A 14,257-nucleotide genomic window follows, 5' to 3' on the forward strand; every position below is an offset into this window, starting at 1 on the left:
GGCGATGTTCTTCTTAGCGTTTGGCGCCCCAGCAATGGCCGAAACGATCACCTGCGATCTGCAAGGCACGCCCGTCAACTTCACCATCGACCGCACCCAATTCGCCCCTGCTCACAATGCAGGCGAACCACCCCGCCGCAAAGTGACGATGGTGCGGATGGGTGAGGCGCAATTTCCAGCTGAACCAATCCTGATGGGCGATGTCCGCGGTTTCTGGGGCGAAGGTCTTAGCGGGTCGAACGTGATGTTTGTCGTTCAGCCTGATGGATCAGCCGTCTTTACCGACATGCGCGCGGGTCAACGGCTGGCAGGGCAATGTGAGATTCAATAGTGACGAATATACTTAGACATATTGCAGAAAGTGCATTGATTTTGGTTACACTGTCGCTCTCTTCAAGCGCATTTGCAGACCAATTCGTTTGCACGACCACGGAAAGCTGTTGGAACCATTCAGGTTGCAGCCATCGTGAAGTACCAAACCTTGTGACAATTGATGAAGATAAAGGCCGGATATACATCGGTAGCGTGGACGAACAACCGGAAGAAGCTCAACTTCAATTGGACTTGGTCGAAAACTCAAACCTGACACTATGGGTTGGTATTTCCGGGGCAACAGACCGCCGAGCCGGTTTCAGTATGGCAATATTCAATAATCTGGAATTCACATTAACCGGATCTGTAACAATTATCGTTGACGACCGCGAGTTAGCTAGCGGTCTGGCAGCGTATGGCAAATGTGAGAGGGCTTTGAGCTAATGGACTTTCTCAACGCCCTCGTGGCCTTTGCCAATTTCGTCTTCGTCCCCGGTCTTGCCTACGGCGCGCAATTGGCCATCGGCGCGCTTGGCGTCACGCTGATCTACGGCATTCTGCGCTTTTCGAACTTCGCCCATGGCGACACGATGGCCTTTGGCACAGCGATGACGATCATCGTCACAACCGCGCTGACCGGGCTGGGCATCACCTTTGGCCCCCTGCCCACAGCCCTGCTCGCCCTGCCCATCGGGATTGGGGCAACGATCCTACTGCTCTTGGGAACTGATTGGGCCGTCTACAAGTTTTACCGCCAGCAAAAAGCCTCTCCCGTCATCCTCGTGATCGTCTCCATGGGCGTAATGTTTGTGATGAACGGGATCGTACGTTTCATCATCGGCGTGCGTGAGGTGAATTTTGCCGATGGCGAACGGTTCCTGATCACCGCCCGTGAGTTCCGCACGATGACCGGCCTTGATGAAGGGCTGGCGATCAAGACCACGCAGGTGATCACAGTCGTCGTGGCCTTCGCGGTCATGGCGCTGCTGTTCTGGTTTCTCAACAAGACCCGCACCGGCAAATCGATGCGGGCATTCTCGGACAATGAGGACCTCGCGCTCCTCTCCGGCATCAACCCTGACTGGGTCGTCAAGGTCACCTGGATGATCGTGGCCGCCCTCGCCACGACCGCAGGCGTGCTCTACGGCCTCGACAAGTCCTTCCGCGCCTTCACCTATTTCCAGCTTCTCTTGCCCATCTTCGCCGCTGCCATTGTGGGTGGTCTCGGCAACCCGATTGGGGCCATCGCGGGTGGATTTGTGATCGCCTTCAGCGAGGTCACGATCACCTATGCCTGGAAAAAGGTCTTGACTTACCTGCTGCCGGAACCGCTGGAACCTGACGGATTGGTCCAGCTTCTGTCTACCGATTACAAATTCGCCGTCAGCTTCGCTATCCTTGTGATCGTGCTGCTCTTCAAACCGACGGGCCTGTTCAAGGGGCAATCCGTATGAACCCTGCCATCAAAAACACATTCCTGTTTTCGCTCGTGGGCGTCCTGCTTGTGGGCACCGGTATCATTCAGGGTTGGAACTCTGCCCTCGTGATCCTGAATATGGGTCTTGTCTCGGCCATCATGGCGCTGGGGGTGAACCTGCAATGGGGTTTTGCGGGGCTCTTCAACATCGGGGTCATGGGTTTTGTGGCGTTGGGCGGCCTCGCCGCTGTGCTGATCTCAACCCCGCCGGTGCCGGAAGCATGGCAAGCAGGTGGGTTGCGCATCATCGCAGGGCTGGTTCTGGGGGCCGCGACAGTTGTTGCCGCTGTCATGGCGCAAAAGCGGCTGACCGGGCGCACCAAGACTCTCGCAACGCTGGCCATCCTGATTGGCGGTTTCTTCATCTATCGCGCGGTCTTCGACCCCGGCAAGGCGGCCGTTGAGGCCGTCAACCCCGCCGTCAGCGGCTATCTGGGCGGGCTGAACCTGCCGATCCTTCTGGCCTGGCCTGCTGGCGGGCTGCTGGCGGCAGGCGCGGCCTGGTTGATCGGGAAAACCGCCCTTGGCCTGCGCTCTGACTATCTGGCCATCGCGACCCTGGGCATTGCCGAGATCATAATTGCCATCATTAAAAATGAGGACTGGCTGGCCCGCGGCGTAAAAAACGTGATTGGCCTTGACCGCCCGGTTCCTTACGAGATTGACCTGCAGAACGATCCCGGCTTTGTCGAACGCGCGGCGAGCCTTGGCCTCGACCCCGTGACCGCCTCCACGCTTTACACCAAGATCGGCTATGCGGTCCTTTTCACCATCGTCTTGCTGATCATCCTGTGGCTCGCGCAGAAGGCGCTGAATAGCCCGTGGGGCCGCATGATGCGCGCCATCCGCGACAATGAAGTCGCGGCAGAGGCGATGGGCAAGGACGTCAAAGGTCGTCATCTACAAATCTTCATCCTCGGCTCTGCCATTTGCGGCATCGCAGGTGCGATGATGACGACGCTTGACGGCCAACTCACACCCGGCACTTATCAGCCGCTGCGGTTTACGTTCCTGATCTGGGTGATGGTGATCGTCGGCGGCTCTGGCAACAATTTCGGCGCGATCCTAGGCGGGATGCTGATCTGGTGGCTGTGGGTGCAGGTTGAGCCGCTTGGCCTTGGTCTGATGAACATCATCAGCAGTGGCCTTGCTGAAGACAGCGCTCTGCGCGAACGACTGATCGACTCGGCGGCGCATATGCGGCTGCTGACCATGGGGCTGATCCTGCTGCTTGTGCTGCGCTTCAGCCCGCGCGGCCTGATCCCCGAACGCTGACTTGCCCTGCCCGCCCGCCTTGGTAAAACGAGGCACCCAAGCACAGAGGACCCTATGGCGCGCATCTTTCGCTGGCTGGTGCGGCTGGCAACAGGACTGATCATTCTTGGCGTCGGGCTGATCGCGCTCGCCTACTACTTCGCGTCCCGTTCCCTGCCCGAATACAATGCCGAAAGCACTGTGCGCGGCATCTCGGCTCCGGTGGAGATCGTGCGGGACAACGCAAATGTCCCCCATATCTTCGGTGCGTCTGACAATGACGTCTATTTCGCGCTCGGCTATGCCCATGCACAGGACCGGCTCTGGCAGATGACGATGCTGCGGCGTACTGCGCAAGGGCGGCTATCCGAACTCTTTGGCGAACGCACACTTGGCATTGATGAGGTCCTACGTCGCTTTGATATCTACACACTCTCAGTGTCTTCGGTGAACGCGCAGGATGACGGGACCAAGGCCGCGCTGAACGCCTATTCCGCAGGCGTGAATGCCTGGCTGGCAGAGGTCAATGCTGGCGCGCGGGGGCGCGGTGCGCCAGAGATGTGGCTTTTCAATCATCCAATATCTCCTTGGCAACCGGCGGATTCCATCGCGATCCAGAAGCTCATGGCGCTGCAGCTTTCCTCGCATCTGGAAAGTGAAGTCCTGCGCGCCCGTACTTCGCTGATCATCGACAATGACCGGCTGCGGGACATTCTGCCCGATGATCCGTCTGACGGTGTGGCGGCCCTGCCAGAATATGCCGCCCTCGTGCCGGGTGTGCCCACTTACACTGCCAATATGCGGCAAGCAGAGGACCCGCTCGCGCCGTTCAACCGTCCACCACTTGCAGGCGCGTCGAATGCATGGGCTGCGGATCCGACCCGCTCCGCCAGCGGCTCCACCCTCCTGGCCAGTGACCCGCATCTGGGCCTGACCGCGCCCTCGATCTGGTATCTCGCAAGACTTGAGCTTTCGACTGGTGGCATCATCGGCGGAACGATCCCCGGCATGCCGTTGGTCCTTGCCGGGCGCAGCGATGCGTTGGGTTGGGGCATTACCTCTGCCTATGTAGATGATCAGGACATCGTGCTGGAAGAGGTGAACCCCAACAACCCGAACGAATATCGCGGCCTTGACGGGTGGAACACGTTCCGCAGTCGCGACTCTGTCATCAATGTCAAAGACGCGCCCGCGGTGACACTGCGGCTGCGCTGGACAGTGAACGGCCCAGTCATGCCAGGCGATCAGTTCAACCTTGGCACAATCACGCCCCCGGGCCATGTGACGGCCATTGCCTGGAGCGCTTTGTCCGACCGCGACACGTCGATGTCCGCAGGCATGGCACTGATGCGCGCACGCAATGTGGATGACGCGATTGACGCAGCAGAGACCTACATCGCCCCCGCGCAAAACCTCACGCTCGCTGATCGCAACCGTATCGCGATGAAGACCATCGGCGCCCTGCCCGCCCGCGATCCGGACCACCAAAGTCAGGGTCGTTTCCCGGCCTTCGGCTATCTGGCCCAGAACCGCTGGCAGGGTCGCTTTCCTTACAGCGATAATCCCGAGTTTACGAACCCGGAAGGCGGGATCATCGGCAATACTAACAACAAGACAATTGATCGGCCCTTCCCTCAACATGTCTCATTTCTGTGGGGCGACACGCAACGCATCAACCGTTGGCGCCGCTTGATGCAGGCGCGCGAGGTGCATACCCGCGATAGCTTCATCGAGGCACAGTTGGACACGGTCAGCTTCACCGCCCGCACACTCTCGACGCTGATGGGCGCCGATCTGTGGTTCACTGGCGACGCGGCACCCGAAGGCACGCCCGAGCGCCAACGCCAGATCGCACTGAACCTACTCTCCTCTTGGAACGGAGAGATGAATGAGCATCTGCCCGAACCGCTGATCTACTCTGCCTGGGCTCGCGCCTTTCAGGAGCGTCTTATCCGGGACGAATTGGGGCCACTGGCCGCAGAGTTCACCCATCCCAATCCGGTCTTCATCGAACGGGTGTTTCGCGACATTGACGGCGCGGGCATCTGGTGCGATGTGATCCAGTCCGCTCCGGTTGAAACCTGCACCGAAATTGCCCGCCAGGCGCTGGATGACGCCATCCTCTGGATCAACGAAAACCATGGAGAGGCGGTGGAGGCCGTCCGCTGGGGCGATGCCCATCAGGCGACCCATGATCATCCCGTCCTGGGCCAAACCCCGATCCTGGAATGGGTCGTCAATATCCGCCAATCCACCAGCGGCGGCGATAACACGCTGCAACGGGGCCGCACCTCCGGCACCGGGCCAAACCCGTTCCAGAACGTCCACGCGGCAGGCTATCGCGGCGTCTACGATTTCGCCGATCCCGACAGCTCCGTCTTTATCATCTCCACCGGCCAATCCGGCCACCCGCTATCACGCCACTACGATAATCTAGGCGAGCTCTGGCGGCGCGGAGAATACATCCCGATGTCGCTTGATCCGGACCTCGCCCGGGCGGCAGCTGTGGGGGTTACGGTGCTCAGACCGGAGAGTTGAGTGTTATCCAACACGGAGATGGCCGAAAAGTACCATTGGCAACGAATGATGCAGCATGAATAAATGGCCGCTTCTGTGACATGGCATGTCAAAGGAAACTCAGAGCTTCTCCTATAGCCGCAGCGGGCTTTTCGAGTTGCGGCATGTGGCCTGCACCGGGGATAGCAGCGAATTCGGCGTTTGGCATGATCTGATGTAACGCCCGCCCCCTTTCGAGAGGAATCCACGGATCGCCTTCGCCCCACACGATTTTAACGGGGCAGCGAACTTCACCGAAGTAAGGTTCGACTTCTGCTGTGTACCTCTCGTCTGCCTGGGCGAACTGGCGATAAAAACTCAGTGCGCCGTCTTCGGTAAGCCAAGGGGCGATCAAAGCATCAAGGTCCTCAACCGAGATATCACTGACCAAAGCGCCTCCGACATAAGCTGAAACCACAGCCTTATGGATGTACAGTGGCAAACCTTGAAACGCATCAACGTGTCGCCCGACGTGATCGAAGAAATCAGATCCCCATGGACGCATCGCCACGACGTTCATCAGCAGATACTTCTCGAAGTCACACCCATGGAGCAAGTGCGCTCGGAGCGTCGTTGCCCCACCAAAATCGTGCGCGACGACGCGCGGCCTTGATAAGTCCCAGTGCGCCAACATCTCGGCAAATACTTCACCTTGAACATCCAGCGACGTTCGTTGGTTGTCCGACTTTGCCGATTGGCCATATCCGGGCATGTCATACCAGTGGACGGTAAAGGACTTTGCCAATTCCGGTATGATCCGATGCCATGAAAACGACGACCAAGGCCAACCATGCGCGAGCACCAAGTCTGGCCCATCGCCAGCGCGACCCGCAGCAACCGAGCCTGCCACCGTCACATAGGTCTCGTCTAGTTTCCAACTGGTCATTCAAACTCACCTTACTCAGCACGAATGCTCTTCTGAATTGACCAGGTATTGCGATAGCAACCATTTGGTCGGCCATGGCAAACGGCAAGTCTGTCTCGCAAACATGATCTGGGCACTAAATCCACCTAAACCACTGCCTCGGCAATTAGTCCCGAACACACTCAATTGGCAACGCCCCCAGTCAGCACACTATCCTTCACGTTCCCGGCTTCAAAGACCCCGATACCCGCACTCCATGTTCCGCAGAATGTTGATTTCTGCTAGAGTGAACGAATGACGTTAACCACCATCGACGCATTCCATGCTGCGCAGTCCACAGATGAGAGGGCGATCTGCGACGCCTTGCGATCGGCGATAGATCGCGGGCTACCAGATGCCGAGAGCAAGATATGGCATCGCAATCCGGTGTGGTTTCTGGAGAGCAATCCCATCGTTGGCTACAGCAAGCTTAAAGATTGCATTCGGCTGATGTTCTGGAGCGGTGCCGATTTTGACGAACCGAGCCTGAAGCCAGGGACGGGCAAGTTCAAGGATGCCTCGATCCGCTATACATCGGTCGAACAGGTTAACGTGTCTGACCTTGCGCGGTGGCTCGAAAAGAGTCGGATGATCCAGTGGGACTACAAGAACATCTACAAGCGCAAGGGCCAACTGGAACGGCTGGTCTAAACGGCTCTCCCAAAGGCCCAAAGACGCCTTCAATGGGACGCCCGTGCCAGCCCTGTCAAGGCGATGTCGCAGCCATCACGCGCGCCATCGCATCAAACGCTGACTCGCCCGTCCCCGCGGTGAAGTAGGTGTCGCCGGTCTTCGCGAAATGCCGCCATTCTGCAGAGAAGATGTCGTTGCCGCCATCGTGCCAGTACAAGACGTTACCATCGGCAAGGGGTTCGACAACGAGGCCATAGCCGGCGAAAAGCGTCCCGTTCCCCTCATCGACATGCGGTGTCAGGGCGGCTGCAACGTAGTCAGCGCTTACGATTTCGCCGTTCAGGAACGCCGCCCAGAAGGTCAGGAACCCTTCTGCAGTCGTGACCAGCCCCCCATTGCCAATCAGGTTCCAACCGGGCGCAGCCCCTTGCCAACTGGCCTCCGCCACAGGCCGTCTTTGGAAACCGGTCAGCCAGATCCTGTTGCTTGTCAGCGCACGGTCCTCGTCATAGGCGCGGGCGTAGCCAATAAGCGCATTGTCTTGAGGAATAACCCTATCAATGAGGTAGTCCTCATACGCCATCCCGCTTTGCACTTCGATCACAGTGGCGAGCAGTGAGTAACCAGCGTTGGAATAAGCATACGTCGCGCCGTGCGCCGCATCTAGCGGCGCGGCAAAGATGCGCGCCAAAAATTCATCACGTGACAAGTCTTCACCGTCATCTCCAGTGGATTCCAAAATACCGGATGAATGCGTTAGCAATTGATGCAGCGTGATACCGGCCTTATCGCTCGGAACATCGGGCAAGAGCGTGGCCAAAGTGCTTTGCACCGAAAACCCCTCTTCCTCAATCAGATGCAGCGTCGCAATGGCGGTCACGGTCTTGGTAATTGAGCCGAGATCGACAATCTCATCCGCGCCTTCGGTCGTGATTTCGACTCCGCTTTCAACCGTGAAAGCCCCCTGATGATCACGCGCCGCAGCGACGACGGGCCGCTCGATAGACATCGCCTGTGACAATACTTCGCGCGGGGTTATGTCGGCCAAGGCCAAGCTGGCAAGGAGAGCCAGTGTCATAGCGAGGATCGGGGTTTTCATTTCCATGCTCGTTTTGCGTTTCCGCCAACGCTTTTGTGCAGGCATAGCAGGCGGAAAGCCACACTATCGCGGAAAGGTGCGTCAAATGCCGCTCTCACGACAATCGGTCAAACCGCTCTTTCTGCAACGCGGTCCAGAACACACTCATCCGGTACCCGTCCTCGGTCTGCATATCCTCGATCACGATACCCGCTTCAAAAAGCCAGGCGCGTTTGCGGCCTTCTGCGAAACCCAAGGTGAGCGTCTCAGCTGTGCGCGGGTCCTTCAGCTTTTCGGGGATCGCAGAGAGGAGCGTCGTCATCCCCTCACCCGTCACGGCAGACATCGCGAAAAGGTCATCCGTGCGTTCCGCCTGCGTCAGCGCCGCATCATGCGCTTCGCCCTCCAACAGATCGATCTTGTTCCAGACCTCGATAATCGACGCTTCTTCAGCCACGCCAAGGCTTTGCAAGATCGCATGCACATCCGCCGCCTGTTCTTCGGTCTGCGGATGGCTGATGTCGCGGACATGCAGGATCAGGTCAGCGTCGAGAACCTCTTCCAATGTCGCCCGGAACGCAGCGACCAGTTCGGTGGGCAGCGCGCTGATAAAGCCCACCGTGTCAGACATGATGACCTCGTCGCCTGTCGGCAGGACGATCTTGCGCATCGTGGGATCAAGCGTGGCGAAGAGCATGTCCTTGGCCAGCACCTCTGCCCCTGTCAGATGGTTGAATAAGGTGGATTTGCCCGCATTGGTGTAGCCGACGAGGGCCACGATTGGGAAAGGCACTTTCGCGCGCGAGGCACGGTGCAACTCACGCGTTTTCACGACCTTGGCCAATTGTTTGCGCAGCCGGTTCAGCTGCTCATCAATGGCGCGCCTGTCCGCCTCGATCTGCGTTTCACCGGGACCGCCGACAAAGCCGAGGCCGCCGCGCTGGCGTTCAAGGTGGGTCCAGGCCCGCACCAGACGCGTCCGCTGATAAGACAAAGCCGCCATCTCAACCTGCAAGACACCTTCAGAGGTCCGTGCGCGGTCACTGAAAATCTCCAGGATCAGCCCCGTCCGATCGAGCAGTTTGACGCCCCATGCCTTTTCCAGATTGCGCTGCTGCACCGGCGTGACGGGGCCATCGATCAGGACAAGTTCCACCTCCGCCGCCTTCAAGACCGCCTTCAGTTCGTCAATTTTGCCTTTGCCGAACAACATCCCCGGTTGGACGCGTGACAGGCGCACGATATCGGAACCCACCACTTCAAGATCAGGCAAGGCTGCGGCCAACGCCACCGCTTCCGCCAATGCCGGCTCCGCTTCGCGTCGTCCGCTTGCATTTTTCAGATCAGGATGCAGCACCCAAGCCCGCGTGACCGGGCGCGCATGTTCAAGCAAGGTTACTCTTCACCTTCGTAAAGGCTGATCGGCTGGGCGGGCATGATGGTTGAAATCGCGCTTTTATAGACGAGCTGCGACTGCCCATCGCGGCGGAGCAGCACACAGAAGCTGTCAAACCATGTGATGACACCCTGCAACTTCACGCCATTGACCAAGAAAATCGTCACCGGAACTTTTGTCTTCCGGACATGATTCAAAAACGCGTCTTGCAGATTCGCTTTGTCGGCGGCCATTACGACACCCTTTTATTGTTTTTACGGCCGCGCACCGGCCCCCCTGGTTGAATGGTCAGTATGTCGCGTGCTTTTGAGAGTTTCTAGCCCAAAAAAGCTAAACCTTTGTCGGGGCTTATCGCTGCCAGATTTCGGGGTTGAAAAGCGCGATGATCGCGAGCGTTTCCAGCCGCCCCAGAACCATGGCCGCCGCCAAAATCACCTTGGCCGGATCCGGAATGCCCGAATAGGCGATGGGGGTTTCTGCCGCCACGGTCGCCAGAGGCCCGGTTGTAGAGAGTGCAGAGACCGCCAGCACCATGGAGGTTTCAAACTGCACGCCAGTCAGTGACAGCATCAACATGACAGCCGCAATGCTGAGCGCGAATAGCATGAAGAAGACCCACGAGATAAAGGCCCCCTGCTTGCGCACCCGCCGCGCCTCGCGCCCGCCGCCGCCAATTGAGGACGGATGCAAAAGCCGCTCCTGTTCGCGCTCGCCATGGCGGTAGAGCGCGTAAATTCGCAAGAGCTTCACGCCGCCTGCTGTGGTGGCGACGCCGCCGCCGATCAGCGCCATGCCAATTAGGAACAATCCCGGCGTTTGCAGGCCGGACCAGACGGTCGCGCCGTCCCAGAAATGGGATTCAAAGCCGGTTGTGGTCAAAAACGATGTGACCGTGAAAAGCGCGCCCCACAGTGCCGCGCCTACCTCTCGCAATTGTGCGGGTTCGTTCTGGTCGGCAGCACCGATGTAGTGGCGCAGAAATAGGAGCAGTGTCACCGTCCCGATCAAGACGAGTGCCGTGATGAATTCCGGATCCCGGCGCAGCCCCTTGCCGCCCTCACCAATCATGCCTTTGCTGAATGTTAGTCGCGACAAAGCAAAGACAAAGAACAGAAAGATCAGAAATTCACCCCAGAATCGGGATGCTGCAAAGTAAAGCCCGCCGATGGGCGAGATACCCGATGTCGACAAGGTGGACATCGAATGGATCAGTGCGATGTAGGGAAACTCTCCCATTACCACCAGGCCGATCCACAAGAGCAGCGTCAGACCCGCATAGATCGGTGTCAGCGTCAGAGTGTAGCGCAGCAGTCGCTCTGACGGATCGGCGATCTTGTCGATCTGGGTGTAGCTGCGGGCCGCGCCCTGCCCTGCACTTGCGGTCGCGCGTACCTCAAACCCGCCGAGGTTCATCGGTGCAAAGATAGAGATGGCCGTGACCCAGATCAACAAACCGCCCAACCAGCCAACAAGACCACGCCAGAGATGGAGTGAAGGTGTGAGCCGCCCGGCCGTGTCATACACGGTGGCCCCTGTGGTGGTGAAGCACGACACCATCTCAAACCAGGCATTGACGAAGGTTGTGTTGCCGACGGCAACGTAAAACGGGATCGCAAACATCACTGGCAGAACCGAGAAGGCCGACAGAAGCCCAACCAGTTGACTGCGCGCCACATTGGCCGGTGAGTAGCCCGACGTGGCCAGCGCAATCAACACGGTCAGGATGGAAAACAGGATGAAGCCATAGAAGAACACCCGCATGGTGGTGAAGTCTTCCATCACCGCCGCATGGCCTGCCGGGACGATCATCGCGATGGCCCCGATGCCCATCAGGACGACGAAGAATGGCAGGCGGACGATCTGTTGCATCAGAAAAAGTCGATCGACACCTGCAACAGGCGCTCCACCTCAGGCACGTCTTCAGTCATAGCGAAAATTGCGATCACGTCGCCCTCTTCGATCCGCATTTCACTCGTCGGCTTGATGACCTTGCCCTGTTTCATCACCGCCCCGATCAACGTCCCTTCGGGGAAGTCGACCTCTTTGATCTTCTGTCCGGCAATGGGCGATGTGCCGAGCACCTGCGCCTCGATCACCTCGGCCTCCGCGTCCCCAATCGAATAGACGCCGCGCACACGCCCATGCCGGATATGGCGCAGGATGGAACTCACGGTCGTGGCGCGCGGGTTGATATAGGCGTCGATATCAAGCGGCGTCATCAGCGGCACAAGTGTCGGGTCGTTGATGAGCGTGATCGCCATCGGACAGCCCATCTCCTTGGAACGGACCGAGGCGAGCAAATTGGTCTTGTCGTCATCCGTCACCGCAAGAACGGCGTCAGCGGTCGCGATATTCGCCTCTTCCAAGAGGCCGCTGTCCAGCCCGTCGCCATTCAGCACGATGGTCCGGTCCAGTGCGTCAGCGGCCCGTTCGGCGCAAAAGCGGTTGCGCTCGATCATCTTGACACGCACACGTTCAGTCCGGGTTTCAAGCGCCTGCGCTACCCCCAGGCCGACATTGCCGCCGCCGATGATCACGATACGCTCTTGTTTCGATTGGGTCTTCCCGAAAATCTCAAGCGTGCGGGTCATGTCCTCGGTGTGGCTGAAGACATAACATTCATCGCCCGCAAAGATCTGATCGCCGGATGAGGGCACGAACAACGCACTCTCGCGCCGGATACCCACGACCACGGCACGCAGTGTTGAGAAGAGATCGGTCAACTGTCGCAAGGGTGTGTTGATGACCGGGCAATCCTCGTCAATCGTGATCCCCAAAAGCTGCGCCTTGCCCTCAAGAAAGCTTTCCGTGTCGAACGCAGCTGGCGCGGCGAGCCGTTGCAGGGCGGCGTCCGCAACCTCCTTTTCCGGCGAAATCACCACATCAATCGGCAGATGATCGCGGCGGTAGAGGTCGGAATAGATCGCATCCAGATAGCTTTGCGCACGCAGCCGCGCGATCTTGCGCTGCACTGCAAAAACCGAATGAGCGACCTGACAGGTCACCATGTTCACCTCATCGGAATGGGTCGCGGCGATCACCATGTCGGCATCACGCGCCCCGGCGCGGTCGAGGATATCGGGATAGCTTGCAAAGCCCGCGATCCCCTGCACATCCAGCGTATCTGTCGCGCGGCGCACGAGTTCCGGGTTGTTATCAACCACCGTCACATCGTTGTTTTCGCCGGACAAATGGCGCGCGATCTGCCAGCCGACCTGACCCGCACCGCAAATGATGACTTTCATCAGGCTTCGCCTTCAACGTAAGCCACGCGGCCACCGGCCTTATTGGTCGTGACAACGCCCAAAGACTTCAACTTGCGGTGCAAGGCCGACCGCTCCATGCCGACAAAGGACGCCGTCCGGCTGATGTTGCCGCCAAAGCGGTTGATCTGCGTGAGCAGATATTCACGCTCAAAAAGCTCGCGCGCCTCGCGTAGCGGCAAAGTGGCGAGCCCGCCACCCAGCACAATCCGGCCTTCTTCGGCACCCGCTTCTTCTGTGGCCGGCAGTTCCTTGGCCTCGATATCACCAGTATTTTCCCCAAGAATAAGAACGCGTTCAACGACATTCTTCAACTGGCGCACATTACCGGGCCAGAGCATGGTTTGCAGCAGCGCCCGCGCATCATCAGCCAGATCGCGCATAGGCAACCCTTGAGCTTTGTTGAACACCTCAATGAAGTGTTCGGCCAACACCGGAATATCCTCGCGCCGTTCTTCCAGCGACGGCACCGCAATCGGCACAACATTCAGACGGTGATAGAGCTCTTCCCGAAAGGTCCCCGCCTCAATCGCCAAGGGCAGATCACGGTTGGTGCTGGAGATCACGCGCAGATCGACCTGCACCTTGTCCGTGCCGCCCACCCGCTGAAAGCGCTGTTCCACAAGCACCCGCAGGATTTTGGACTGTGTTCCCAAAGGCATGTCGGCCACTTCGTCAAAGTAGATGACACCGCCATTCGCCTCTTCCAGCAAGCCGGGCTCGATCCCGCGCCCGCTGTCTTCACGGCCAAAGAGCACCTCTTCCATCCGTTCCGGCGCGATAGAAGCCGAATTGACCGTGATAAAGGGCGCGGAAGAGCGATTGGAATTGGCGTGGATGTAGCGCGCTGCAATCTCTTTGCCCGCGCCCGCCGGTCCGGTCAGCATCACCCGACCATTTGATTTCGTGACCTTATCAAGTTGCGATTTCAGCGTACGGAAAGCAGCACTTTCGCCCAGCATCTCTGCACTCGCCACCTCGCCACGCTTCAGCTCAAGGTTCTCGCGGCGCAGGCGCGATGTCTCCATCGCACGGCGAATGACAACCAGCAACTGATCGATGTTGAACGGCTTTTCGATGAAGTCATAAGCGCCCTGCTTGATCGCGGCGACGGCGATTTCGATGTTGCCGTGGCCCGAGATAATCACAATCGGGATATCCGGGTGATCACGTTTCACGGCCTTGAGGATGTCGATCCCGTCCATATTGCTGTCTTTCAGCCAGATATCGAGGATCATGAGCGCGGGCGGCTCCGCCGCAATTTCAGCCATGCAGGCGTCGGACGTACCTGCAAGACGGGTCGTAAACCCTTCATCCTGCAGGATTTCCGAAATTAGCTCACGGATATCGCGTTCGTCATCTGTGATCAGAATATCGCCCATAT

13 protein-coding genes are annotated in these 14,257 nt (G+C 58.6%); 6 read left to right on the forward strand and 7 right to left on the reverse strand.

The genetic code is table 11. From position 1 onward, the window contains the following. Positions 1-4: 4 nt before the first annotated feature. The 5 genes from SLH49_RS13645 to SLH49_RS13665 are packed head-to-tail and all read left to right on the forward strand — an operon-like array spanning position 5 to position 5,581. Complete coding sequence (locus tag SLH49_RS13645) at positions 5-331, forward strand: hypothetical protein (RefSeq protein WP_320269679.1); 327 nt, start codon at positions 5-7, stop codon at positions 329-331. Then, complete coding sequence (locus tag SLH49_RS13650) at positions 331-756, forward strand: hypothetical protein (RefSeq protein WP_320269680.1); 426 nt, start codon at positions 331-333, stop codon at positions 754-756. Before SLH49_RS13645 ends, SLH49_RS13650 begins: the two co-directional genes overlap by 1 nt. Continuing rightward, entirely contained in the window at positions 756-1,766 is a 1,011-nt protein-coding gene (locus SLH49_RS13655; RefSeq protein WP_320269681.1) for a branched-chain amino acid ABC transporter permease, read from the forward strand. The genes SLH49_RS13650 and SLH49_RS13655 overlap by 1 nt, the downstream gene beginning before the upstream one ends. Beyond that, complete coding sequence (locus SLH49_RS13660) at positions 1,763-3,064, forward strand: branched-chain amino acid ABC transporter permease (RefSeq protein WP_320269682.1); 1,302 nt, start codon at positions 1,763-1,765, stop codon at positions 3,062-3,064. The genes SLH49_RS13655 and SLH49_RS13660 overlap by 4 nt, the downstream gene beginning before the upstream one ends. Before the next feature lie 54 nt (positions 3,065-3,118). Next, complete coding sequence (locus SLH49_RS13665) at positions 3,119-5,581, forward strand: penicillin acylase family protein (protein ID WP_320269683.1); 2,463 nt, start codon at positions 3,119-3,121, stop codon at positions 5,579-5,581. Positions 5,582-5,669: 88 nt separating this feature from the next. On the opposite strand, the gene SLH49_RS13670 is transcribed toward SLH49_RS13665, so the two are convergent. Next, positions 5,670-6,485 (reverse strand): alpha/beta hydrolase, encoded by an 816-nt coding sequence (locus SLH49_RS13670; protein ID WP_320269684.1) that lies wholly within the window; start codon positions 6,483-6,485, stop codon positions 5,670-5,672. Between the two features lie 273 nt (positions 6,486-6,758). Here SLH49_RS13670 and SLH49_RS13675 point away from each other — a divergent pair, with 273 nt between their 5' ends. After that, a complete protein-coding gene (locus tag SLH49_RS13675) occupies positions 6,759-7,154 on the forward strand; it encodes a DUF1801 domain-containing protein (protein ID WP_320269685.1) in 396 nt (131 codons plus the stop codon). Positions 7,155-7,209: 55 nt separating this feature from the next. Here SLH49_RS13675 and SLH49_RS13680 read toward each other — a convergent pair whose 3' ends face one another. The 6 genes from SLH49_RS13680 to SLH49_RS13705 form a co-directional block, all read right to left on the reverse strand. Beyond that, on the reverse strand, positions 7,210-8,235 hold the full coding sequence (locus SLH49_RS13680; protein WP_320269686.1) for a serine hydrolase domain-containing protein: 1,026 nt from the start codon (positions 8,233-8,235) through the stop codon (positions 7,210-7,212). Between the two features lie 94 nt (positions 8,236-8,329). Then, positions 8,330-9,607 (reverse strand): GTPase HflX, encoded by a 1,278-nt coding sequence (gene hflX, locus SLH49_RS13685; RefSeq protein ID WP_320269687.1) that lies wholly within the window; start codon positions 9,605-9,607, stop codon positions 8,330-8,332. A 2-nt stretch (positions 9,608-9,609) separates the two neighbouring features. Beyond that, complete coding sequence (gene hfq / locus SLH49_RS13690; RefSeq protein WP_007204924.1) at positions 9,610-9,843, reverse strand: RNA chaperone Hfq; 234 nt, start codon at positions 9,841-9,843, stop codon at positions 9,610-9,612. A gap of 115 nt (positions 9,844-9,958) precedes the next feature. Beyond that, on the reverse strand, positions 9,959-11,479 hold the full coding sequence (locus SLH49_RS13695) for a TrkH family potassium uptake protein (RefSeq protein ID WP_320269688.1): 1,521 nt from the start codon (positions 11,477-11,479) through the stop codon (positions 9,959-9,961). After that, positions 11,479-12,855 (reverse strand): Trk system potassium transporter TrkA, encoded by a 1,377-nt coding sequence (gene trkA / locus SLH49_RS13700; RefSeq protein WP_320269689.1) that lies wholly within the window; start codon positions 12,853-12,855, stop codon positions 11,479-11,481. Before trkA ends, SLH49_RS13695 begins: the two co-directional genes overlap by 1 nt. Then, positions 12,855-14,255, reverse strand: coding sequence for a sigma-54 dependent transcriptional regulator (locus SLH49_RS13705; protein ID WP_320269690.1), 1,401 nt, complete (start codon positions 14,253-14,255; stop codon positions 12,855-12,857). Before SLH49_RS13705 ends, trkA begins: the two co-directional genes overlap by 1 nt. Positions 14,256-14,257 lie beyond the last annotated feature (2 nt).

The sequence above is a fragment of the Cognatiyoonia sp. IB215446 genome, from assembly GCF_033963825.1.
In the GTDB taxonomy this organism is placed as follows: domain Bacteria; phylum Pseudomonadota; class Alphaproteobacteria; order Rhodobacterales; family Rhodobacteraceae; genus Yoonia.